Source organism: Enterobacter sp. BRE11 (assembly GCF_031844285.1).
Classification (GTDB): Bacteria; Pseudomonadota; Gammaproteobacteria; order Enterobacterales; family Enterobacteriaceae; genus Pantoea.
In genome coordinates this window covers 1-22,223 of the sequence record NZ_JAUZUX010000010.1, presented here as the reverse complement: position 1 = coordinate 22,223, position 22,223 = coordinate 1, and the positions used below count along the sequence as shown (strand labels likewise).

General features: G+C 56.6%; 19 protein-coding genes, 2 tRNA genes and 1 pseudogene. 7 read left to right on the top strand and 15 right to left on the bottom strand.

Going from position 1 to position 22,223, the window contains the following annotated elements; translation table 11 throughout:
• Positions 1-32: 32 nt before the first annotated feature.
• From wbaP to yeaG, 5 genes are all read right to left on the bottom strand, one after another.
• Positions 33-1,499 (bottom strand): undecaprenyl-phosphate galactose phosphotransferase WbaP, encoded by a 1,467-nt coding sequence (wbaP, locus tag Q9R34_RS11840; RefSeq protein ID WP_434123208.1) that lies wholly within the window; start codon positions 1,497-1,499, stop codon positions 33-35.
• Between the two features lie 380 nt (positions 1,500-1,879).
• A complete protein-coding gene (locus Q9R34_RS11835) occupies positions 1,880-2,113 on the bottom strand; it encodes a DUF1480 family protein (RefSeq protein WP_434123209.1) in 234 nt (77 codons plus the stop codon).
• Positions 2,114-2,188: 75 nt separating this feature from the next.
• A complete protein-coding gene (locus tag Q9R34_RS11830) occupies positions 2,189-3,916 on the bottom strand; it encodes a potassium/proton antiporter (RefSeq protein ID WP_434123210.1) in 1,728 nt (575 codons plus the stop codon).
• A 251-nt stretch (positions 3,917-4,167) separates the two neighbouring features.
• The gene (locus tag Q9R34_RS11825; protein ID WP_434123212.1) at positions 4,168-5,445 is read right to left on the bottom strand and encodes a YeaH/YhbH family protein; all 1,278 of its coding nucleotides are present in this window, start codon (positions 5,443-5,445) and stop codon (positions 4,168-4,170) included.
• A gap of 90 nt (positions 5,446-5,535) precedes the next feature.
• The gene (yeaG, locus tag Q9R34_RS11820) at positions 5,536-7,470 is read right to left on the bottom strand and encodes a protein kinase YeaG (protein WP_434123213.1); all 1,935 of its coding nucleotides are present in this window, start codon (positions 7,468-7,470) and stop codon (positions 5,536-5,538) included.
• 419 nt (positions 7,471-7,889) lie between these two features.
• Here yeaG and Q9R34_RS11815 point away from each other — a divergent pair.
• Positions 7,890-8,643 (top strand): annotated as a pseudogene (locus Q9R34_RS11815) (MipA/OmpV family protein).
• 72 nt (positions 8,644-8,715) lie between these two features.
• Positions 8,716-9,567, top strand: a complete 852-nt coding sequence (locus tag Q9R34_RS11810; protein WP_485893897.1) for an aldo/keto reductase — start codon at positions 8,716-8,718, stop codon at positions 9,565-9,567.
• A gap of 151 nt (positions 9,568-9,718) precedes the next feature.
• Here Q9R34_RS11810 and Q9R34_RS11805 read toward each other — a convergent pair whose 3' ends face one another.
• Positions 9,719-10,594 carry a D-hexose-6-phosphate mutarotase gene (locus Q9R34_RS11805; RefSeq protein ID WP_434123217.1) on the bottom strand — a complete coding sequence of 292 codons (876 nt, stop codon included), beginning with the start codon at positions 10,592-10,594 and terminating at the stop codon, positions 9,719-9,721.
• A gap of 75 nt (positions 10,595-10,669) precedes the next feature.
• The gene (gene gapA / locus Q9R34_RS11800; RefSeq protein ID WP_434123218.1) at positions 10,670-11,665 is read right to left on the bottom strand and encodes a glyceraldehyde-3-phosphate dehydrogenase; all 996 of its coding nucleotides are present in this window, start codon (positions 11,663-11,665) and stop codon (positions 10,670-10,672) included.
• A gap of 341 nt (positions 11,666-12,006) precedes the next feature.
• Here gapA and msrB point away from each other — a divergent pair, with 341 nt between their 5' ends.
• Together msrB and Q9R34_RS11790 are read left to right on the top strand one after the other, a co-directional pair.
• Complete coding sequence (msrB, locus tag Q9R34_RS11795) at positions 12,007-12,417, top strand: peptide-methionine (R)-S-oxide reductase MsrB (protein ID WP_033746681.1); 411 nt, start codon at positions 12,007-12,009, stop codon at positions 12,415-12,417.
• A 3-nt stretch (positions 12,418-12,420) separates the two neighbouring features.
• Positions 12,421-12,702, top strand: coding sequence for a YeaC family protein (locus Q9R34_RS11790; protein WP_485893894.1), 282 nt, complete (start codon positions 12,421-12,423; stop codon positions 12,700-12,702).
• A gap of 38 nt (positions 12,703-12,740) precedes the next feature.
• Here Q9R34_RS11790 and pncA read toward each other — a convergent pair whose 3' ends face one another.
• The 3 genes from pncA to sppA all read right to left on the bottom strand — a co-directional run bounded on the left by pncA (position 12,741) and on the right by sppA (position 16,324).
• Positions 12,741-13,349, bottom strand: coding sequence for a bifunctional nicotinamidase/pyrazinamidase (gene pncA / locus Q9R34_RS11785; protein WP_485893892.1), 609 nt, complete (start codon positions 13,347-13,349; stop codon positions 12,741-12,743).
• A 17-nt stretch (positions 13,350-13,366) separates the two neighbouring features.
• The gene (gene ansA / locus Q9R34_RS11780; protein ID WP_033791185.1) at positions 13,367-14,380 is read right to left on the bottom strand and encodes an asparaginase; all 1,014 of its coding nucleotides are present in this window, start codon (positions 14,378-14,380) and stop codon (positions 13,367-13,369) included.
• Between the two features lie 84 nt (positions 14,381-14,464).
• Positions 14,465-16,324 (bottom strand): signal peptide peptidase SppA, encoded by a 1,860-nt coding sequence (gene sppA, locus Q9R34_RS11775; RefSeq protein ID WP_434123221.1) that lies wholly within the window; start codon positions 16,322-16,324, stop codon positions 14,465-14,467.
• A gap of 172 nt (positions 16,325-16,496) precedes the next feature.
• On the opposite strand from sppA, the gene Q9R34_RS11770 reads away from it, so the two are divergent.
• The 3 genes from Q9R34_RS11770 to Q9R34_RS11760 all read left to right on the top strand — a co-directional run bounded on the left by Q9R34_RS11770 (position 16,497) and on the right by Q9R34_RS11760 (position 19,449).
• Complete coding sequence (locus tag Q9R34_RS11770) at positions 16,497-17,048, top strand: NAD(P)H nitroreductase (protein ID WP_434123222.1); 552 nt, start codon at positions 16,497-16,499, stop codon at positions 17,046-17,048.
• 176 nt (positions 17,049-17,224) lie between these two features.
• Positions 17,225-19,144: a DNA topoisomerase III gene (locus Q9R34_RS11765; protein ID WP_434123223.1), complete on the top strand. Its 1,920-nt coding sequence runs from the start codon at positions 17,225-17,227 to the stop codon at positions 19,142-19,144.
• On the top strand, positions 19,144-19,449 hold the full coding sequence (locus Q9R34_RS11760; RefSeq protein WP_485893888.1) for a YnjH family protein: 306 nt from the start codon (positions 19,144-19,146) through the stop codon (positions 19,447-19,449). The genes Q9R34_RS11765 and Q9R34_RS11760 overlap by 1 nt, the downstream gene beginning before the upstream one ends.
• Positions 19,450-19,478: 29 nt before the next feature.
• Here the strand turns inward: Q9R34_RS11760 and xthA are convergent, their stop codons facing one another.
• The 5 genes from xthA to Q9R34_RS11735 form a co-directional block, all read right to left on the bottom strand.
• A complete protein-coding gene (xthA, locus tag Q9R34_RS11755; protein WP_434123225.1) occupies positions 19,479-20,285 on the bottom strand; it encodes an exodeoxyribonuclease III in 807 nt (268 codons plus the stop codon).
• A gap of 184 nt (positions 20,286-20,469) precedes the next feature.
• A tRNA-Tyr gene (locus Q9R34_RS11750) sits at positions 20,470-20,554 on the bottom strand.
• Positions 20,555-20,599: 45 nt separating this feature from the next.
• Positions 20,600-20,684: transfer RNA gene (locus Q9R34_RS11745), tRNA-Tyr, on the bottom strand.
• A 145-nt stretch (positions 20,685-20,829) separates the two neighbouring features.
• Positions 20,830-21,678, bottom strand: a complete 849-nt coding sequence (purU, locus tag Q9R34_RS11740) for a formyltetrahydrofolate deformylase (protein WP_434123226.1) — start codon at positions 21,676-21,678, stop codon at positions 20,830-20,832.
• A 54-nt stretch (positions 21,679-21,732) separates the two neighbouring features.
• A complete protein-coding gene (locus tag Q9R34_RS11735; RefSeq protein ID WP_434123227.1) occupies positions 21,733-22,188 on the bottom strand; it encodes a YchJ family protein in 456 nt (151 codons plus the stop codon).
• Between the last annotated feature and the right edge of the window lie 35 nt (positions 22,189-22,223).

The following is a 22,223-nucleotide window of genomic DNA, read 5'->3' as shown; positions in this document are numbered from 1 at the left end:
TGCCCGCCATAAAGCGGGCATCCTGAACGCGTTTAGTAGGCGCCGTCGCGACGCAGCACTACGCCGGCGGTTTTGAACAGAATGGCGATATCGGTCCACAACGCCCAGTTTTTCACATACCAGGAGTCGAAGTAGACGCGGGTATCGTAGTCGATATCGTTACGGCCGCTGACCTGCCACAGGCCGGTCATGCCCGGTTTCGCCATCAGATAGTAGTCAACGTCACCCGCATAGCGCTCCAGCTCCGCTTCGATTACCGGACGCGGGCCCACCAGGCTCATTTCGCCGCGGATAACGTTCCACAGCTGCGGCAGCTCATCAAGACTGGTTTTACGCAGGAAGCCGCCAATGCTGGTGATGCGCGGATCCTTTTTCAGCTTAAAGTCTTTGTCCCACTCGGCGCGTGCCTCAGCGCTGGTGGCCAGCAGCTGTTCCAGCACCTCTTTCGAGTTGGTCACCATTGAGCGGAACTTCAGGCATTTAAACTTCTCGCCGTTCTGACCGATACGTTCATGACCGTAGATGGCGTTGCCACCGTCGCGTTTTACCATATAGCAGAGCAGGCCAAAAACCGGCGCCAGGAACAGCAGCAGCAGCGAAGCGACTACGATATCGAAGCCGCGCTTCAGAAAGCGGGAAGAGCGCTTGGCGAGGCTGTTACTGACGCGCAGGATCATGACTTCATGGCTGAAGATAAATGACATATCGGTGCCGTAAAGCGGCACGCCGCGCAGCGTCGGGATCACGGAGATTGAGCGGCAGTTCATTTTCGACAGGAATTTCAGCCAGGTGTCGCGTATGACCTGCTGTTCAAATTCGGTAGCGACGATAAATTGCACGTTGTCGCGGTCAATGGTCTGCCAGTTAATGTCCTGCTGTTTAATAACGGGCACGCCGTTAACAGACGGCGGATGATTTTCGTCGTCGGTGCTGATAAACGCCTGCACGTTATAGCCGAGGATCTCTTCGCTCTGCAGCGCAGCATAGGCTTCCATGGCGTTTTTGCCCGACCCGATAATAATGGTCTCTTTTTGCCACTGACCGGCGCGGTTAATGGCGCGTTTGACGGCGGCGCGCATCAGCGGCAGCAGCAGCAGCGCGTAGCTCCAGCTAAACAGCCAGACCATGCGCGAAAAGTCCCACTTGGAAAAGGCGATCAGCGCCAGATCCAGCAGCGAAAACACAAACAGGGTTTTCACCACTTCTTTCAGTTCAAACCAAAAGGGTTTGCGGTAGGTGTAGTGACGCATGCGCATCCAGAAATAAGCGGTGCACAAAACGGAAAGCGCAAACTGCGCAATAAAACGGTATTCAATTTGATGAGGCGGAATAAATCCATCCAGGTCGCCCCAGATCCCCTGAATAGTGGCGGCGGATAAAAACAGCGCCAGATTAAGGGCAACCAGATCGGAAAAGCTTAACGCCAGCTTTGCGATGATATTTTTGCGCGTTCCGCTCCATGAGCGGCTCGCATCATTCATTACCAGTGTACTTGCCATAACACCTGCTCTCTTTTTTCTTAAGTAAAAGATGGCCTGACCAGAATCAAGTACGCGCTCAGGAGTGGACAACTGAAAAACCAGAACAATTATCTTCAGTTCATTACAGTCGTTAGAGCCATACAGGCTGCAGTGAAGAGATAAAACAATTGCGTGATTTTTGTCACGAAAATCTGCAGCAGCGATTAAGAGTATGCAGGAGATATTTGACAGAGTTAATACGGAACAAATCCTAAAAACGCTTTTTTGCCTAAAGTTTTTTAAATTTAAGGTATTGATTTGATTATTTAAAGTGAGAAAAGGGCGGGAGATAAGCCACTTTTTCAGGCAGATTTTTCAGAATTACCGCCAGGCGTAATCGCTGGCGGCGAAATGTGCGGTCAGGCAGGTTTTTTTAACACCCACTGGTCTTGCTGTTTATCATAATGTCCAATCTGCAAATCCACCGGCTCGCCATCAATCCATGCCGGCACGCTGGTCTCATGGTCCCAGCCGTCGAGCTGATAACTCAGGCCGGGATTAGTTTGACAGGGAATACTGACGGTCTGCAGATTATCGCTGTCGAGTTCGGCATCAATAATCTCATAACGACCAATTTTAACGACGTGTCCCATAACTCTCTCCCGTTTGCTGGACCAAATAATGAGCATAGCCGTTTCCGCTAAAATATCGAGCCGCAGCGCCTCAGATTATTCTCGCTCTTCTGCGACGCGCACCCCAATTTTAACGATGCGGTTATCTTCTTTTTCCGCCACCGTCCAGGTAATGTGATTCCACTCGACCTGATCGCCGACTACCGGCGTACCGCCAAGCATGCTCATGACCAGCTGGCCAAGGGACTGCAGGTCGTTGGTCTCTTCGCCCAGCTCCAGCCCGTAAATCTGCGCCACGTCGCGCAGGCGCGCCTCGGCGTCGAGGATGAAGTCGCCGAAAAAGCGCTGATCCAGCGAGACGGGCGGCGACTGGCTAAACATTTTGCCCAATGCCGGCAGATCGCGTTCGCGGCCGATAACGCAGATCACGTCGCCTTCCTTGAGCCGAGTATTCGCGTTCGGATGCATCAGAACGTTGTCGCGGAACAGCGCGGCGATGCGGGTTTCGCGCGGCATCTGCAGATCGCGCAGCGCCGCCCCAACGCACCATTTGTCGGCGCTGAGCTGATAGACGAACTGCTCCCAGGGATTTTCCGGGTGGATATCCAGACCGACGCGGCTGACAGGCGACGCCGTAGGCGGCACCACAACGCGTGCTTTCTTTGCCGCAAAGCCGAGTGACGTGCCCTGCAGCATCAGCGATACCAGCACCACGAAGAAGGCGATATTAAAGTAGAGCGACGCATTCTCCAGCCCCGCCATCATTGGAAAGACGGCAAGAATAATCGGCACCGCGCCGCGCAGGCCGACCCAGCTGATAAAGATGCGCTCGCGGCCGGTAAAGCCGCGGAACGGCAGCAGCCCCACCAGAATTGACAGCGGACGCGCCACCAGAATCAGCCACAGCGACAGGAGCATCGCCGGTACCGCGATATGCCACAGGTCGGACGGCGTCACCAGCAGGCCAAGCACGATAAACATGCCGATCTGGCTGAGCCAGGCCATGCCGTCAAAGGTCTGCAGAATGCCATGACGGTTACGAATCGGCCGGTTGCCGAGCAGAAAGCCGCAGAGATAAACCGCGAGAATGCCGCTGCCTTCCAGCATGGTAGTGAGGGCAAATACCAGAATGCCGCCGCTCAGCGCCAGCAGCGGGTAGAGGCCGGTGGCCAGGCTGATGCGGTTGATCAGCTGCTGCAGCGCCCAGCCGCCGCCCAGCCCCAGCACGATGCCCAGACCGAACTGCTGCACCAGATGCACCAGGAACATCCAGTCGAGGCCGGTTTCGCCTTTCTGAATCATCTCAATCAGGGTGATAGTTAAAAACACCGCCATAGGATCGTTGCTGCCCGACTCAATCTCCAGCGTCGAGCTGACGCGCTCGTTCAGGCCTTTGTCACCCAGCAGTGAGAAGACCGCCGCAGCGTCGGTGGAGCCGATAATGGCGCCGATAAGAAAACCCTGCATCAAATCGAGCCGGAATAGCCAGGCGGCCGCCAGACCGGTCAGCCCGGCGGTGATCATCACCCCGACCGTCGCCAGCGAGAGCGCAGGCCCCAGCGCCACCTTAAAAGAGCTGGCTTTGGTGCGCATCCCGCCGTCGAGCAGGATCACCGCCAGCGCCAGGTTGGAGATCAGATAGGCGGCGGGGTAATTGTCAAAGGCGATGCCGCCGATGCCGTCGACGCCGGTCAGCATGCCTAAAGCCAGAAAGATCACCAGGATAGGGATGCCGAGCCGCGAAGAGAAAGAACTGAGTAAGATGCTTGACGCAACCAGCACAGAACCGATGATAAAAAGGCTGTAGACAATATTGTGGTTCAACGTGCTCTCCTGCAGTTACGACAATGATAAGAAGTCTGGTGCGGGGAATGGCCGTGCATCGGAAAAAGAAGATGCGTAATCAGTAAGTTGTCAGCGTACAATCTCTAATTATGCGAATTGATTTTTCTGTCTGAACTCACTATTAATGTGCAAAAAAAAGGGCTTGTTCGTCAAGAGGATTAATGGCGGGTATTTTAGCAGGTATTCGCGGGATTAAATAAAAAAAGCCGGTCAGCGACCGGCTCAGAGCATCAGGCTTCCGCTGCCTGTTTGTGAAACAGCTCGCGAAATACAGGATAAATATCTTCCGGCTCGCGGATATGCTGGATGGCAAAATTATCAAACATCGCCTGCAGATGTTCATATTCGCGCCACAGCGTCTGGTGCGCACGTCGGGTAATCTCAATGTAGCTATAGTAGCGCACTACCGGCAGAATATTCTTCGCCAGAATTTCATGGCAGAGCGGCGAATCGTCAGCCCAGTTGTCGCCGTCTGACGCCTGGGCGGCATAGATATTCCACTGCGACGGATCGTAGCGCTCCCTGACCACCTCATCCATCAGCTTCAGGGCGCTGGAGACGATGGTGCCGCCGGTTTCCTGCGAGTAGAAGAACTCCTGCTCATCCACCTCTTTTGCCTGCGTATGGTGGCGGATATAGACCACGTCCACGTTTTTATAGGTCCGGCTCAGGAAGAGGTAGAGCAGAATATAGAAACGCTTCGCCATATCCTTCGTCGCCTGGTCCATTGAGCCGGAGACATCCATCAGGCAGAACATCACCGCCTGGCTGGAGGGCTCAGGGCGTTTTTCGAAGTTCTTATAGCGCAGGTCAAAAGTGTCGATAAAGGGCACGCGCTCGATGCGCGCGCGCAGTTCAGCGATCTCTTTACGCAGGCGCTCCTCTTCCAGCAGCTGCGCCGGCTCCGCTTTCTCAATCGCCGTCAGCGCCTCTTCCAGCTCATGCATCATACGGCGCTTGCCTGCGGTCATCGCGGTGCGTCTTGCCAGCGAATTTTGCAGCGACCGTACCACGCTGATATTGGCGGGCACGCCGTTAGAGGTAAAACCGGCGCGATGCGTTTTATATTCATTCAGCTGACGATGCTGATTTTTCCGCAGATTCGGCAGCGCCAGATCTTCGAACAGCAGGTCGAGATACTCATCTTTGGAGATCTGGAAAACGAACTCATCCTGACCCTCGCCATCCTGACTGGCGTTGCCCTGACCGCCGCCACCGCCACCGCCGCCGCCCTGAGGCCGTTCGACACGGTCGTTCTGCACAAAGTGGTCGTTGCCGGGGTGGACGCGATGGCGGCTGCCGCCTCGGCCCTGATGAAAAATCGGTTCATTAATATCGTCGACGGGAATGGAAACGGACTCGCCACTTTCAACGTCGGTTACCGAACGCTTATTGATGGCCTCCGAGATAGACTGTTTGATTTGCGATTTATAACGGCGCAAAAAGCGCTGTCTGTTGACTGCGCTTTTATTCTTGCCATTAAGTCGCCGATCGATGAAGTAGGCCATAAAACTCCCCCAAACGTTGTAAGCAGGTCGGGCAGTGGCCCGACCTTATGGGTATTAATGCCAGCGCATCAACGTGCTTACGCGTTGTGATTAGGACGATTTACGCACGCGCAGATACCATTCGCACAGCAGACGCACCTGCTTGCGGGTATAGCCTTTCTCCATCATGCGCTCGACGAAATCGTCATGTTTCTTCTGTTCATCCGTGGAGGTTTTGGTATTGAACGAGATAACCGGCAGCAGCTCCTCGGTGTTCGAGAACATTTTCTTCTCGATAACGGTGCGCAGCTTCTCGTAGCTGGTCCAGTTAGGATTGCGGCCATTATTCTGCGCGCGGGCGCGCAGCACGAAGTTCACAATCTCGTTGCGGAAATCCTTCGGATTGCTGATCCCAGCCGGTTTCTCAATCTTTTCCAGCTCCGCATTCAGCGACTCACGGTCGAACAACTGTCCGGTATCAGGATCGCGATACTCCTGATCCTGAATCCAGAAATCGGCGTAGGTCACATAGCGGTCAAAAATGTTTTGGCCATATTCAGAGTAGGACTCCAGATAGGCGGTCTGGATTTCTTTGCCAATAAACTCGGCGTATTTCGGGATCAAGTAACCTTTCAGGTGCTCCAGATATTTCTCTGACTGATCCTGCGGGAACTGCTCGCGCTCGATCTGCTGCTCCAGCACATAGAACAGGTGCACCGGGTTCGCTGCCACTTCGTTGTGATCGAAGTTAAACACGCGCGACAGGATTTTAAACGCGAAGCGGGTAGAGAGGCCGTTCATGCCCTCGTCAACGCCGGAATAGTCGTGGTACTCCTGCCAGGATTTCGCTTTCGGATCGGTATCCTTCAGGCTCTCGCCGTCGTAAACGCGCATTTTTGAATAGATGCTGGAGTTTTCCGGCTCTTTCAGGCGCGACAGGATAGAGAACCGGGCCAGGGTTTCCAGCGTGCCGGGCGCGCAGGGCGCGGTAGCCAGTTCGCTGTGGTTGAGCAGTTTCTCGTAGATTTTGATCTCTTCGGAAACGCGCAGGCAGTAAGGCACCTTGACGATGTAGACGCGGTCAAGAAACGCCTCGTTGTTTTTGTTGTTGCGGAAGGTCACCCATTCCGATTCGTTAGAGTGCGCCAGGATAATACCGTTAAACGGCAGCGCAGAGATCCCCTCTGTACCGTTGTAGTTTCCTTCCTGCGTCGCGGTCAGCAGGGGGTGCAGCACCTTGATCGGCGCTTTAAACATCTCGACAAATTCCATAATCCCCTGGTTTGCGCGGCACAGCGCACCGGAATAACCGTAGGCGTCGGGATCGTTTTGCGCGTGGTTCTCCAGCTTGCGGATATCGACTTTACCCACCAGCGCGGAGATGTCCTGGTTGTTCTCGTCGCCAGGCTCGGTTTTGGCGATCGCCAGCTGCTCAAGAATCGACGGCCAGACTTTGACCACTTTGAAGCGAGTAATATCGCCCCCAAATTCATGCAGGCGTTTCGCCGCCCAGGGCGACATGATGGTGCCGAGGTAGCGACGCGGCACGTTGTACTCTTTTTCAAGAATGTTGGCGTCTTCCTGCGGATTGAACAGGCAGAGCGGATGATCGTTGACCGGGCTGCGTTCGCCATCGGCGCTTAACACATAGATAGGCACGCGCTGCATTAGCGCTTTCAGACGCTCCGCCAGCGAGGATTTACCGCCACCGACCGGCCCCAGCAGGTACAGGATCTGTTTTCTCTCCTCCAGACCCTGCGCGGCATGCTTCAGATAGGAAACGATCTGTTCTATAGCTTCTTCCATGCCATAGAACTCTTCGAAGGCTGGATAGCGGCCAATCACACGGTTGGAGAATATTCTGGAAAGGCGTGGCTCCTGGGCAGTGTCGACCATTACTGGCTCACCTATAGCCATTAATAGTCGCTCTGCGGCGTTGGCGTATGCACTGCGATCCTGCTTACAGATTGCAAGAAATTCCTGCAGTGTGAACTCTTCGTCCTTGGCAGCTTCATAACGCTGACGATAGTGATCGAATATATTCATAGCGATGCCCGTCCTTTCGTTTTTAGCACAGGTAAAGGAGCGTAATTAAAGGCTCATGCAGCTCCCGGAAGATATTCTCATTGAGTACAGCAACCCTTATGCCAACCTGATGTATTGTTATCGGGGTACACACTTCTTATGGTCACTCTGCTCGTACTAAGACTCACGGCTTACTTTTAACTGTAGAAGGCATTTAGGAAATTTCCTCCGCTTAATTTTACTATTTGGCGATATATCAATAACAAAGTCAGATTGTTGCAAAGCCAGCTTTGCGTCAACCAAAGGGAAAAGAGAGAAGAATCCGGCAGATGTGCCGCTTTCAGCCGCTCTGTTAAAGAGCACCTCAGATAATGGTTAAACCGGCGAGCAAAAATCGTTAAACTTCCTGGTGATTTTTATATTTATGGAAGAAATAAATTGTGAACCAATTCAAACTTAACGCGCCCGGCGCGATTATTTGTGCTCTTTTTTTTGCTCATACCGCTGCGGCCGAGTCCCTGTCGGCTGGCGCATCAGTGATTTACGCGCAGTCTCCCTATCGTGGCGGACAGGATCGTTATTTGCCGGTTCCCGTCATTAATTACGAAGGCGATAACTTCTGGTTCCATACCCTGCAGGGTGGGTATTACCTGTGGAAAGATCCGCAAAATCAGCTCTCTCTGACCCTGCTCGGGTCGCCGCAGCAGTACGATCCGGGCGACAACGACCTTGGCGACATGAAAGGCCTCGATAAGCGCCGTATGACGCTCATGGGCGGCGCCACCTACAATCACATGGCGCAATGGGGCATCCTGCGCACGCACGGCGCTGCTGGGTGATGTGCTCAACAACAGTAACGGCATTATCTGGGACCTGACCTACCTTTATCGTTTCAACTTTGGCAGCTTCAGCCTGACGCCGGGTGTCGGCGCGATGTGGACCAGCGCCAATCAGAACCGCTATTACTATGGCGTTTCCAGTCACGAGTCTGCCCGCACCGGCATTAGCCGCTATCAGCCAGACGACAGCTGGTCTCCCTACGTCGAGCTGAGCGCCAGCTATCAGATCACGCCGCAGTGGAACGCCAGCCTGGTTGGGCGCTACACCCGTTTCGATAGCGAGATCAAAGACAGCCCGATGATCGATAAGAGCGGTCAGACCACGCTCTGGAGCGGCATTAGCTACAGCTTCTGATCGGCACCGTCGCGGGGCAAATTGTTAACCAGGCACCAAAAGGGTGCCCTGATTTGATGCAGGAGCAAACGGATGGACAAAGCGATCGCTTTTGATGACCACACGCAACTACCCGCGATAGGTCAGGGCACCTGGTACATGGGCGAAGAGGCCGCGCGTCGCAGTGAAGAGGTCGCCGCGCTACAGGCAGGACTCGATGTGGGCCTGACGCTGATTGACACCGCCGAGATGTATGCGGAAGGCGGCGCGGAAATAGTGGTCGGCGAGGCGCTGCGCGGGCGACGCGACAGCGCGTTTCTCGTCTCCAAGGTCTATCCGTGGAACGCGGGAGAAGCGGATATGGTCGACGCCTGCGAGCGCAGCCTGCGGCGGCTCGGCACCGACCGACTGGATCTCTATCTGCTGCACTGGCGCGGCAACGTCCCGCTTGAAGAGACCATTCGCGCAATGGAAACTCTTCAGCAGCAGGGCAAAATCCTGCGCTGGGGCGTTTCTAATTTTGACGTCGACGATCTGCAGGAGTTGCTGGCAGAACCAGGCGGTACAGGCTGCGCCACCAATCAGGTGCTGTATCATCTCGCGTCGCGCGGCATCGAGTTCGATCTACTGCCTGCCTGCCAGCAGCATCAGATGCCGGTCATGGCCTATTGCCCGCTGGCGCAGGCCGGAAGGCTGCGACAGGCGCTCTTTTCCGACGCCACGCTGGTGGAGATTGCACAACAGAAGGGCATTAGCGTCGCGCAGCTGCTGCTGGCGTGGGTGATCCGTAAAGAGGGCGTAATGGCAATCCCCAAGGCGAGTTCGCAGGCGCACGTGAAAGAGAACGCCGCGGCGCTGCACATTCGCCTGAGCGACGATGAGCTGGCGCGTATTAATAAAGCGTTTCCGCCGCCCCGGCACAAGATGGCACTGGATATCGTTTAAAAGGTAAGCTACGCCAGCAGTCGTTCTGCTGGCGCAGCGCGGTGGTGAGCGACGCGGAGCGATAACCAGACGCTCATGCTTCCAGCGCGGGACGTTTTGCCCTGCGATCCGTGTCGCCCAGCTCATACATCAGGCCGCCGCCTGACCTCTTTTAGGCTTTCTGCCGCAGACGGAAGGTGGTCGCCAGCCGCGCCGGTTTTTCGCCTGCGCTGTGCATCGGTTTGGAAATGCGCGCCGTCTCCACGCACACCATGGTTTTATAGCCGTCGTTGGCCATATCCGCCATGCTGCATGACAGCTCAACGCCAGGGTTCCAGGTCACCACGTCGCTGTGATGATGGTGATAGACCTCAATGACGCGCTGTCCCTGTTTATCCTGAATCAGCGCGCAATCTTCCGGCTGGGTAAAGACGCGGTCAATACGGCCCGGATAGGTCTGTTTGCCGCTTGAGGTCTGCTCGCTGTTGTTGTCGACCTTGTCGATAAAGTGCGAACCCAGCCCGCTGACCTCGACGCCAGCAATATCAGCCACCTGAAAGTAGCTGTGCAGCGCGCCGGTCGCGGTAAAGTCGCCGTGCGCTTCCAGCTCGATTTCACAGTGCTTGCCGAGGCGAAAACGGGCGAACAGGGTAAAGTCATGCGGCCATAATTTTTTCGTCTGCGCCGTACTCTCCAGCACGAAGGTCAGCATGACGCTCTCTTCGTTCTCATCGTGCGCCGACAGCGTCCAGGGTTGATTACGGGCAAAACCGTGCGCCGGTTCGCCTTCCGGTCCAAACCACGGCCAGCAGATGGGCACGCCACCGCGTATGGCTTTGCCAGAGGCGAAAAGCGACTTTTCGCTCAGCCAGATAACCGGCTTTTCTCCGCTCGGCTGCCAGGCGATAAGATGCGCGCCCTGAAGGGTAATCGCAGCACGTACCTGAGGATGGCTCACCACAATCACCGGCAGATCGCCCAGCTGACGCTGCGAGAGGTAAGGGGAGATCTGCTTCACCACGGGCAGCGAGAAAATTTTATCTTGCATAACCGAATCCTTCCTGTTGCTACGAAAAAAAAGGGCGACCGAAGTCGCCCTTGTTGTCTGTCGTGACCGGTCTGCTTATTTAGCAACCAGCGCGATCAGGTCGAGAACTTTGTTTGAGTAGCCGGTTTCGTTGTCGTACCAGGAAACCAGTTTCACAAAGTTGTCGTTCAGCGCGATACCCGCTTTGGCGTCGAATACAGACGTCAGCACTTCGCCGTTGAAGTCGGTAGAAACCACGTCATCTTCAACGTAGCCCAGCACGTCTTTCATTTCGCCTTCTGCAGCAGCTTTGATCGCTTCACAGATTTCTTTGTAAGAGGCCGCTTTTTCCAGACGGACGGTCAGGTCAACCACTGACACGTTCGGGGTTGGTACGCGGAACGCCATACCAGTCAGTTTACCGTTCAGCTCTGGCAGGACTTTGCCCACGGCTTTCGCTGCGCCAGTAGAAGACGGGATGATGTTCTGAGAAGCGCCGCGGCCGCCGCGCCAGTCTTTGTGAGACGGGCCGTCAACGGTTTTCTGGGTAGCGGTGGTGGCGTGAACAGTGGTCATCAGACCTTCGACGATGCCGAATTTGTCATTGATGACTTTTGCCAGCGGTGCCAGGCAGTTGGTGGTGCAGGAAGCGTTAGAAACGATGTCCTGGCCAGCATATTTGTCAAAGTTAGCGCCGCGAACGAACATCGGGGTGTCGTCTTTAGACGGACCGGTCAGCACGACTTTTTTCGCGCCGGCAGTGATGTGTTTACGGGCGGTTTCGTCGGTCAGGAAGATGCCGGTCGCTTCAGCAACAACGTCAACGCCTGCTTCGTCCCACTTCAGGTTAGCCGGGTCTCTCTCAGAGGTAACGCGGATTTTTTTGCCGTTAACAATCAGCGCACCGTCCTGTACTTCAACGGTACCGTCGAAGCGGCCGTGCGTTGAGTCGTACTTCAGCATGTATGCCATGTAGTCCGCGTCTAACAGGTCGTTGATCGCAACGATTTCGATGTCAGAACGCTGCTGAGCAGCACGGAAAACGATACGGCCGATACGACCAAAACCGTTGATACCTACTTTGATAGTCATATATTCCACCAGCTATTTGTTAGTGAATAAAAGGTTGGCTGTAAAATTACAAAAACCTTACCAGGCGTCAAGCGGAATCGTGTCAATAGTTGCGACAGGTCAATCCGTTCAACAGGAATAATTTGTTGCGCAACCGCTTGCGCAACAAGCTTGCTGAGGTGATGCCGAAACCCGATTGCTGAATATAAAGGGATAGCGTTTGCAAAAGGTGATCGAGGTCACAAATCTAAGCTGTGAAAGGGAAGTCGGGTCGCTAAGCACGAAAAAAGCCCCGGCAATGTTATTCGTTTGTTAGAATAGTAGACGATTTTTTCAGAATGACACTCTCCGGAATCACTCAAATGGCTAAAGAAACCGCACCTGAAGCAAAAATTGCGCAATTATCTGAAATGCAGCGCTATGTGACCCAGCAGCGCGGCACAGAGCCGCCATTTAGCGGCGCGCTTCTGCACAATAAACAGGAAGGCATCTATCACTGCCTGGTCTGCAACGCGCCGCTGTTTCTCTCGGAAACGAAGTATGACTCTGGCTGCGGCTGGCCGAGTTTTTATCAGCCGGTAGGCGACGACGCGATTCGCTATCTGGAGGATGACTCGCACGGCATGCATCGGATCGAAATTCGCTGCAATAACTGCGACGCCCATCTGGGACACGTTTTCCCGGACGGCCCACAGCCAACCGGCGAGCGCTACTGCGTTAACTCGGCGTCGCTGAGCTTTACCGACGAGCAGGGCGACGAACAGCAGGGGTGATGAATGAAACAACAGCTTGAGGCGATGGTCGACGCCATGACGCCTGAGGTCTACGAGCGGCTGGCAACGGCGGTGGAAACTGGTAAATGGCCGGACGGCGTGGCGCTGTCGCAGGAGCAGCGCGACAACTGCCTTCAGCTGGTGATGCTCTATCAGGCGCGCCATAACGCGGCGCCACAGCATATGACCATCGGCAAGGGCGGCGAAATGGTGACGAAATCGAAGCGGGAGCTGAAAGAAGAGTTCGGCATCGACGCGGAGATTACGCGCATCAACCTGCACTGAATATCAGGCCGACATTGCGTCGGCCTTAAGCTATTCCGCTAAACCAGCACCGCGCCCTGCGCCTTCATCTGGGCGAACGCGATATCGCTGTCTTCCGGGCTGAGATTGACGCCACGACAGCCTTCTTTTACCACCGTCACCTGATAGCCCAGCTCCAGCGCGTCCAGCACGCTGTACTTCACGCAGTAATCCGTGGCGATCCCCAGCATCACCAGATGGGTAATGGCGCGCGCCTGCAGCCAGCTGTCCAGCTCGGTTTTGCGCCGATGGCCGTTGTCGAAAAAGGCGCTGTAGCTGTCAACGTCGACATCCTGTCCCTTATGGAATACCGCGTCGATCAGGCTGCGATCGAGGTCGGGATGAAGTTCGGCACCGGCGGAACCCTGAATGCCGTGATCCGGCCACCAGATCTGCGCCAGCCCGTTGAGTTCGCCCAGCGTGTAGACCGGCTCACCGGATACCGAAGCGAAGCTGCCGTGGTTGGCCGGGTGCCAGTCCTGCAGCGCCAGCACGCACTCGCCGCGTGCGCGGAATTCGCGCGCATAGCGGTTGGCGACCGGCACGGTCATGTCGCCTTCATGCACGGCCATCGGGCCGCCCGGACAAAAATCGTTTTGAATATCGATGATAATGAGGGCCTGCTTCATAACAGGTGGCTCCGTAATTAGTCTTCGGTCAGTTCACCGCGCAAATTTTGCTGCATCCTGGCGCGGATCTCATCGCAGGAGAGCGACTGACTCAGTAAAAAGTGGAGCTTGGTTAGCGCGGCTTCCACCGTTAAATCAAATCCGCTTATCACACCGGCATGCTCAAGGGCATTGCCGGTGGCGTAGCCGCCCATGTTCACCTTGCCGGAAATACACTGGGTCAGGTTAACCACCACAATGCCGCGCTCGCTCGCCTGCTGCAGCTCGGCAAGAAACTCGGCGTTCTGCGGCGCGTTGCCGACGCCATAAGAGCGCAGGATCAGCGCTTTTACCGGCTGGCGTAAAAAGTTGCGCACCACATCCGCCGAGATGCCTGGGTAGATGGTGACGACGCCGATAGGCTGCGGCGTAATGGTATGCACCTTCAGCGGACCCTGGCCCTGCGGCGCGGGCGGCGTATTCAGCCGACGGATATGGATGCCGGCTTCCAGCAGGGCGGAAAGGTTCGGCGAGGCAAACGCGTTAAAGCCGTCCGCATGCGCTTTTGTAGTGCGATTGCCGCGATAGAGCTGGTTGTTGAAAAACAGCGAGACTTCATTCACGGGGTAGTTCGCCGCCACATAGAGCGCGTTCAGCAGGTTTTGCTGGCCGTCGGAGCGCAGCTCCGCCAGTGGGATCTGCGAGCCGGTCACGATCACGGGCTTCGCCAGGTTCTCCAGCATAAACGAGAGCGCCGAAGCGGTGAACGCCATGGTATCGGTTCCATGTAGGATAACAAATCCATCGTAGCGATCATAATTTTGTCGAATATCCTCCGCGATCGCCTGCCAGTCTTCGGGCGTCATATCGGAGGAGTCGATCAGCGGATCGTATTCATGGATGGTGAAATCCGGCATCTCAGGGCGGTGGAACTCCGGCATATTCGCCAGCTGTTGCTGCAGGTGACCTGAAACCGGGATGTAGCCCTGCGCGGAGCGCTGCATGCCGATGGTGCCGCCGGTATAGGCGACATAGATGTTTTTCTTTTGCATCAGAAACTCAGACTTGCCGTAAAACGCGCAGTATAAGGGGAAAGCGGGGGAAAAGCAGCCCGGTCAAGGACCGGGCTGCGAGCTTCATCGCACTTCGCCGCAGTTCAGGCAGAACGCATAGCGATTTTGCGGATCGTTGAGGTTATTCAGCAGGCCGGGCTGCTGTTTCATCGCGCTCATTACGTCGAGCATCGGCGCGGGCAGGAAGGCTTTCAGCGTGGTCGGCAGCACCGCCTGCGCTGAGGCATTGACCTGGTTGAGCAGCATATCAAACATGCCCGGCTGATCCTGATACCAGGCGAGCTGCGGCTTCGCCACCTTCGCCAGTTCGCCCGCTTTCTTCACCGCATCGTCAAAGTCACCCAGCGCATCGACCAGGCCGTTGGCTTTGGCATCGCTGCCGGTCCAGACGTGACCCTGCGCAATCGCATCGATTTGCTCCGGCGTTTTATGGCGCGAAGCGGCGACCAGACCGACAAAGTTGCGGTAGCCGTTTTCAATCGTCAGCTGCATTAGCTGCTGCACTTCGTTCGGCAGCGCTTTGGTGGAGGCGACGTCCGCCAGCGGCGAGGTGGCGACGCCGTCCGTATGCACGCCGATGCTATCCAGACTGTTCTCCAGCGTATTGATGACGCCGAAAATGCCGATAGAGCCGGTCAGAGTGCTCGGGCTGGCGACAATGTAGTCCGCCGGCGTTGAGATCCAGTAGCCGCCTGAGGCCGCCATGCCGCCCATAGACACCACGACGGGCTTACCGGCCGCATGCGCCGCCGCCAGCTCTTCACGGATCGCTTCGGACGCCGTAACGCTGCCGCCAGGGCTGTTGACGCGCAGGATAATCGCCTTGATTTTAGGATCGAGGCGCGCATCACGGATTTGCGCGGCAGTGGTGTCGCCGCCGACATTGCCGGGGGTCTCCTCGCCGTCCATAATCGCGCCGCTCGCCATCACCACCGCAATATTGCCATCCTGCTGGGTTGGCTGTTTCACGTTGTAGTCATAGATGCTGACGCTGTGATAGTCGTTGCTGGCTTTATCCCAGCCGAAGGTTTTCACCAGCTCCTGGTCGGCCGCCGCACGGCTGTCCAGCACATCCACCAGCTTGTTGTTGAGCGCATATTTGGCGGTATCGCCGTTGACCGCCTCAAGACCGGCGATCACCGCCGCCGCGCCGGGGAACAGCTGATCCGGCGTAATCTGTCGGTTGCCCGCTACGGTATTCAGGTAGTTCTGCCACAGCTGACCGATCCAGCGGCTGTCGGCGTCACGCGCCGCCTGCGACATATCGTCGCGCAGGAAAGGTTCGACCGCGGACTTGTAAGTGCCGACGCGGAAGACGTGGGAGTTAACCTTCAGCTTATCCAGCAGCGTCTTATAGTAGAGGCCGTTGGTGGCGAAGCCGTGCAGATCGACCGTGCCCTGTGGCGAGAGATAGATTTTGCTGGCGTAGCTGGCGAGGTAGTACTGCGCCTGGCTATAGCTGTCGCCCAGCGCAAAAATGGGCTTGCCGCTGTCGCGGAATTCGCGCAGCGCTTTGCCAACGTATTGCAGAGAAGGCTGATCGCCGCCGGCGAAATCGCGCAGATCAAGCACCATGCCGGTGATGTTTTTGTCGCTTTTGGCCTGACGGATGGCGTCCACTACGTCAAACAGCGAGTTCTCCTGCAGGCGATCGCTGCTTGCGCCCAGCAGCTGACGACCCAGTTTGCTCAGCCTGTTGCTGACCGAGGGTTTATCCACCAGCACGCCGGTGAGGTCGACTTTCAACGCACCTTGCTGCACCGGCGTCGAGCCGCTACCGGAACCGCTGACCTGCAGCCAGATACCGACGCCGACCAGGATTAAAAAGATCAGGAACAGATTGAGAATAAACTCCCTGATAAAATTCAGCACTCGCCATGTCCATCGGAACAGACCGGCAATAATTCGCCACAATGTGCGCATCAGACTCTCCATTTTCGCTAGCGGAAAGCGGTCGCCGCGCGGCTCCGCCTTCCATGACGTCCTCATCCTAAAGAGCAGCGTGGAAAATGTCAGCAGGAAATCGCGGCGGACTGTTACAAAAGATCAGGCTGTGCCAGGATTAGCCAACGCGTTATCTCATCAGGAGAAAATCATGGATGCACTTGAATTACTGATTAATCGTCGATCGGCCTCGCGGCTGACTGAGCCCGCGCCTGCTGGTGAAAGCCTGCAGAACATTATCCGCGCCGGAATGCGCGCGCCGGATCATAAGTCGCTGCAGCCGTGGCGCTTCGTTATCGTTGAGAATGACGGGCGCGATCGGCTGAGCGCGCTGCTGGAAGAGGCGGCGCGCGAGGCGCAGCTGGAGGAGAAGGCGATCGACAAAGCAGCGCGCTCGCCGTTCCGCGCGCCGATGATCATTACGGCGATAGCCCACTGCGAAGATCATCCCAAAGTGCCGCGCTGGGAGCAGGTGGTATCGGCGGGCTGCGCGGTGATGGCGATGCAGATGGCGGCGGTCGCGCAAGGCTTCAACGGCATCTGGCGCAGCGGCCCCTGGACCGATAACGCACGCGTGCGCAGCGCCTTTAACTGCCGTGAACAGGATGCCATCGTCGGTTTTCTCTATCTCGGCACGCCGCAGCTAAAATCAAGCACCACCGTGGTTCATCCCGATACCGCGCCTTTCGTCAGCTATTTCTAGCCGACGCCGTTTCTTTTTCCGTGCAGCGTAGCGGGTTGCGCGGATCCTGCGCGACCGATCCAGAAGTGACCCGCCAGCGCTTACCTCCTTATCAGGAAACGTCTAAGATAGCGCTGCGCCTCTGTCGCGTTAGCCAAATGGCCCTCATACCCTGAAGTAAAGGATCTTGCTGACTCATGCGTTTGTTTATTGCGGAAAAACCGAGCCTGGGCCGCGCCATTGCCGATGTGTTGCCCCAGCCTCATCGTCGCGGAGAAGGCTTTATCGCCTGCGGCGACGATCAGGTTGTCACCTGGTGCGTCGGCCACCTGCTGGAGCAGGCGCAGCCGGACAGTTATGACAGCCGCTACGCGCGCTGGTCGCTGGCCGACCTGCCGATCATCCCGCAAAAATGGCAGCTGCAGCCGCGTCCCTCGGTGGCGAAGCAGCTTAAAGTCATTGAAAAGCTGCTGAAGCAGGCCAGCGAAGTGGTGCATGCGGGTGACCCGGATCGCGAAGGTCAGCTGCTGGTGGATGAAGTGCTCGACTATCTACAGCTGCCGGCGGAAAAACGCAGCCGCGTTCAGCGCTGCCTGATCAACGACCTGAACCCGCAGGCGGTGCAGCGGGCAGTCAGCCGCCTGCGTGAAAACCGCGAATTTATTCCGCTCTGCGTCTCGGCGCTGGCGCGCGCGCGCGCCGACTGGCTCTACGGCATTAATATGACGCGTGCCTGGACGCTGCTGGGGCGCAACGCGGGCTACGACGGCGTGCTGTCGGTGGGGCGGGTGCAGACGCCGGTACTGGGTCTGGTGGTGCGCCGCGACGAAGAGATCGAAAACTTTGTTCCCAAAGATTATTTTGAAGTCAAAGCCCATATTGTTACGCCGGACCAGCAGCGCTTCGTCGCTAACTGGGTGCCCAGCGATGCCTGCGAACCCTGGCAGGATGAAGAGGGGCGGCTGCTGCATCGTGCACTGGCGGATCACGTCGTCGCCCGCATTGCGGGTCAGCCTGCGTTGGTCACCAGCTACAACGATAAGCGCGAAGGCGAGGGCGCGCCGCTGCCTTTCTCGCTCTCCAGCCTGCAAATCGAGGCGGCGAAACGCTACGGACTGAGCGCGCAAACGGTGCTGGACACCTGTCAGAAGCTCTACGAAACCCATAAGCTGATTACCTATCCACGTTCCGACTGCCGCTATCTGCCGGAAGAGCATTTCGCCGGCCGCCATGCGGTGCTGAAGGCGATTCAGACGCACGCGGGCGCCATGACGCCTCCGGATGACTTCAGCGCCGATCGCCGTAACCGCTGCTGGGATGATAAAAAAGTGGACGCGCACCACGCCATTATTCCTACCGCACGCGCCAGCACGGTACGGCTGACGGAGAACGAGCAGAACGTTTACGCGCTGATTGCCCGTCAGTATCTGATGCAGTTCTGTCCCGACGCCATCTTCCGCAAATGCGTTATCGAGCTGGATATCGCGGGCGGCAAGTTCGTCGCCAAAGCGCGTTTTCTTGCCGAAGCGGGCTGGCGCGCGCTGCTGGGCAGCAAAGAGCGCGACGAGGAAAACGACGGTACGCCGCTGCCGGTGGTCGCGAAGGATGACGAACTGCTGTGCGAGCGGGGCGAGGTGCTGGCGAAACAGACGCAGCCGCCGCGCCCCTTCACCGATGCGACGCTGCTCTCCGCCATGACCGGCATTGCCCGTTTTGTGCAGGATAAAGAATTAAAGAAAGTGCTGCGCGCGACCGATGGTTTAGGGACGGAGGCCACGCGCGCCGGGATTATCGAGCTGCTGTTCCGACGATCTTTTCTGGTGAAAAACGGACGTTATATCAACGCGACGCCTGCGGGACGGGCATTGATCCACTCGCTGCCGGAACTGGCGGCACGGCCCGATATGACGGCGCAATGGGAGTCGACCCTGACGCGCATCAGCGAAAAGGCGTGCCGCTATGAGGAATTTATGCAGCCGCTGGTCGGCACGCTGACGGAGCTGATCCATCAGGCGCGCCAGCAGCCCAGCGCGATGGCCTTTCGCGGACTGCCCGCTTCAGGGCAGAAGAAACGTCCCAAACGGACGGCGAAACGAAAAGTGAAGGAGAGCGAATAATGCGTTATGGCGCAGGTTTATGCTTTATCGCGGCGCTGGTAAGCGGCGCTGCCGCCGCCAGCCCCTCGCACGGGTATCAGCAGGAGTACAGCGCGGGCGGCAATGCGGATGTGGTGGTCGATATGCCGCCTGAAGTCTGGACGCAAAATCAGAGCAGCGCGCCCAGCTGTCAGCAGTGCTGTATTTTCGAGAACCGCAGCTACAGCGAGGGCGCGGTGGTGAAATCGGAAGGGGTGCTGCTGCAGTGCGCCCGAGACGAAAAGGTGCTTGGCACCAATCCGCTGATCTGGAAAATCGTAAAGTAAATAGCGTGGCGTCTGGCCACGCCGTCGCATCAGAACGCGAAAGTCGACCAGACCGGCGCGTGGTCAGACGGTTTTTCCATGCTGCGGATGTCGTAATCGATTCCCGTCTCCACGCAGCGGGCGGCCAGCGGCTGGCTGGCCAGCAGCAGATCGATGCGCAGCCCGCGATTGTCGTCGAACCCCTTTGAGCGGTAGTCGAACCATGAGAAACGATCGCTTACCTCAGGATTTTTTTCGCGGAAGGTATCCACCAGTCCCCATTTCAGCAGACGCGCCATCCATTCGCGCTCTTCCGGCAGGAAAGAGCATTTGCCGGTGCGTAGCCAGCGTTTGCGGCTCTCTTCGCCGATGCCGATATCGAGATCGGTGCAGCTGATATTCATGTCGCCCATAATCAGCACGGGCTTATCCGCCAGCAGGCTCTGCTCAAGATAGCTTTGCAGATCGCGATAGAACTTCTCTTTCGCCGGGAATTTGACCGGATGGTCGCGGCTCTCACCCTGCGGGAAATAGCCGTTGATCACCGTGATATCGCCTATCGGGCTCGGGATCTCCGCCATAATCAGACGGCGCTGCGCTTCCTCATCGTCGCCGGGAAAGCCGCGACGTACCGAAACGGGCTGCGCTTTGGTCATCAAGGCGACGCCATAGTGGCCTTTCTGCCCGTGATAAAAGACGTTGTAGCCGAGCTTCGCCACCTCTTCGAGCGGAAACATATCGTCATGGACTTTGGTTTCCTGCAGGCCGATAACGTCAGGCTGATGCTGCTCGACAAGCGCTTCGAGCTGATGGGGGCGGGCGCGCAACCCGTTGATGTTGAATGAAACAAATTTCATGGCGTAGACCAGTGTGCTGAGAATGTTGCGCCGGATGGTAGCGATTTTTTAGCAAAAAGTCATGGGGAGGGGCGCGTTGTCTCGCTACGCTCGACCCGAACCTTCGGTCGAAGCTTCTCATCCTTCTCCCCGAGGTGTCGGGAGAATCAGGAGAGTGCGTTTAATACGGGAGATGATGCAAGGATGGTGGTGGGAGAAGGATTCGAACCTTCGAAGTCTGTGACGGCAGATTTACAGTCTGCTCCCTTTGGCCGCTCGGGAATCCCACCTGGGAAATGCTGATAATGACCGGTAAGGCAGAGAAACGATTCAGATGGTGGTGGAAGAAGGATTCGAACCTTCGAAGTCTGTGACGGCAGATTTACAGTCTGCTCCCTTTGGCCGCTCGGGAATCCCACCACTGGCCTGAATCATTGTGCCTTAAAGCGGGGCGCATCATATCAAATGCGGTCAGCCTGTAAAGCACCCAGCTAAAAAATGTGAACCGTTTGCCCACTTTTTGCCCGTGGCGCTGAATTCACAAACAATTCAGCGCCCGGTGCGCTTAAAGAATAATCGTACGGTTGCCGTAAACAAATACGCGCTGCCCCAGCACTTTATAGAGCGCGCGGCTTAACACGTTCTTCTCTACGTCGCGTCCAGCACGCATCATCTCTTCGGCCGTATAGCTGTGATCGACGTTGATCACGTCCTGCATGATGATCGGACCTTCGTCCAGATTATCGTTCACGTAGTGCGCCGTTGCGCCGATGATCTTTACGCCGCGCTCGTAGGCCTGATGATAAGGACGCGCGCCGATAAACGCCGGCAGGAACGAGTGGTGGATATTGATGATTTGGTTCGGATAGCGCTGCACAAAGGCTGGCGTCAGCACGCGCATATATTTCGCCAACACCACGTAATCAGGCTGGTAGCGGTCGATTTCGTCCGCCATCAGGTTGTCGTGCTCTTCACGCGAAAGCCCTTCATGGCTGACCAGCACGAAAGGAATATCAAAACGCTCAACCAGCGAACGCAGCGTGTCATGGTTGCCGATAACCGCGGCAATTTCCATATCCAGCCCGCCGAACGCGCTCTTCATCAGCAGATCGCCCAGGCAGTGCGCCTCTTTGGTGACCAGCACCACCACGCGACGGCGGCCAGCGCTGTTCAGCTCGCGCGTCGATCCAGCGGGAAGCGCGCTGTCTAAATCTGCCAGCAGCGTATTATCGTTGAAAATGCCTTCGAGTTCGGTGCGCATGAAAAAGCGACCGGTACGATGATCAACGAATTCATTGTTTTGCACGATATTCAGCTCGTGCTTGTAGCAAATATTGGTGATTTTAGCGATCAGACCTTTCGCGTCAGGGCAAATGGTACGTAAAACTTTTCGTTGCAGTGTTTGCGCTTGCATCTCGATCAGAGTCCTGTCAAAGCGATTGGGTAAAACCGTTGGGCCGTATGCTGTTCAGCCGCAACATTTCTTGTATTTTTTATCGGCGCCACAAGGACAGCGATCGTTGCGCCCTACGGCGGGCGCTGTTCCATCGACATAGTACCAGCGGTGGTCCTCGCGAAGAAAGCGAGAACGCTCATGGATTGCGCTTATCTGCGAATTTTCGCGGTATCGCGCAAAAAAGGTGACGAAAGCTTCATTATCATGGCTTCCATGATTACAACAGGTTACATTCAGGCTTAGCCACTCGGTACCGGCGAAACTTTCGGATAATCGCTGCGCCATATCGGGCAGACGCTGGTCGGGATGCCAGCTGGCGACCAGCCAGTCGCTGTTTTGCATGGCATAGGCGGTATAGCGCGAGCGCATTAACTGTTCAGCCGACTCAGGCAGTTGTTCGCCAGACAGAAAGGGCGCGCAACATAAGCTATACTGCTTCCCGCTGCAGCAAGGACAGGGTTCGGACACAATAACTCCTGTGAGCGATAAAGTAAGTTGACGCC

Bases quoted from the DNA above. Each gene is read 5' to 3' on its own strand.
- Q9R34_RS11825 (WP_434123212.1), bottom strand. From the start codon at position 5,445: ATGGCCTACTTCATCGATCGGCGACTTAATGGCAAGAATAAAAGCGCA.
- Q9R34_RS11790 (WP_485893894.1), top strand. From the start codon at position 12,421: ATGAAACAACAGCTTGAGGCGATGGTCGACGCCATGACGCCTGAGGTC.
- Q9R34_RS11770 (WP_434123222.1), top strand. From the start codon at position 16,497: ATGGATGCACTTGAATTACTGATTAATCGTCGATCGGCCTCGCGGCTG.
- sppA (WP_434123221.1), bottom strand. From the start codon at position 16,324: ATGCGCACATTGTGGCGAATTATTGCCGGTCTGTTCCGATGGACATGG.
- purU (WP_434123226.1), bottom strand. From the start codon at position 21,678: ATGCAAGCGCAAACACTGCAACGAAAAGTTTTACGTACCATTTGCCCT.
- Q9R34_RS11805 (WP_434123217.1), bottom strand. From the start codon at position 10,594: ATGCAAGATAAAATTTTCTCGCTGCCCGTGGTGAAGCAGATCTCCCCT.
- xthA (WP_434123225.1), bottom strand. From the start codon at position 20,285: ATGAAATTTGTTTCATTCAACATCAACGGGTTGCGCGCCCGCCCCCAT.
- wbaP (WP_434123208.1), bottom strand. From the start codon at position 1,499: ATGGCAAGTACACTGGTAATGAATGATGCGAGCCGCTCATGGAGCGGA.
- ansA (WP_033791185.1), bottom strand. From the start codon at position 14,380: ATGCAAAAGAAAAACATCTATGTCGCCTATACCGGCGGCACCATCGGC.
- yeaG (WP_434123213.1), bottom strand. From the start codon at position 7,470: ATGAATATATTCGATCACTATCGTCAGCGTTATGAAGCTGCCAAGGAC.
- Q9R34_RS11835 (WP_434123209.1), bottom strand. From the start codon at position 2,113: ATGGGACACGTCGTTAAAATTGGTCGTTATGAGATTATTGATGCCGAA.
- Q9R34_RS11765 (WP_434123223.1), top strand. From the start codon at position 17,225: ATGCGTTTGTTTATTGCGGAAAAACCGAGCCTGGGCCGCGCCATTGCC.
- Q9R34_RS11810 (WP_485893897.1), top strand. From the start codon at position 8,716: ATGGACAAAGCGATCGCTTTTGATGACCACACGCAACTACCCGCGATA.
- Q9R34_RS11760 (WP_485893888.1), top strand. From the start codon at position 19,144: ATGCGTTATGGCGCAGGTTTATGCTTTATCGCGGCGCTGGTAAGCGGC.
- pncA (WP_485893892.1), bottom strand. From the start codon at position 13,349: ATGAAGCAGGCCCTCATTATCATCGATATTCAAAACGATTTTTGTCCG.
- gapA (WP_434123218.1), bottom strand. From the start codon at position 11,665: ATGACTATCAAAGTAGGTATCAACGGTTTTGGTCGTATCGGCCGTATC.
- msrB (WP_033746681.1), top strand. From the start codon at position 12,007: ATGGCTAAAGAAACCGCACCTGAAGCAAAAATTGCGCAATTATCTGAA.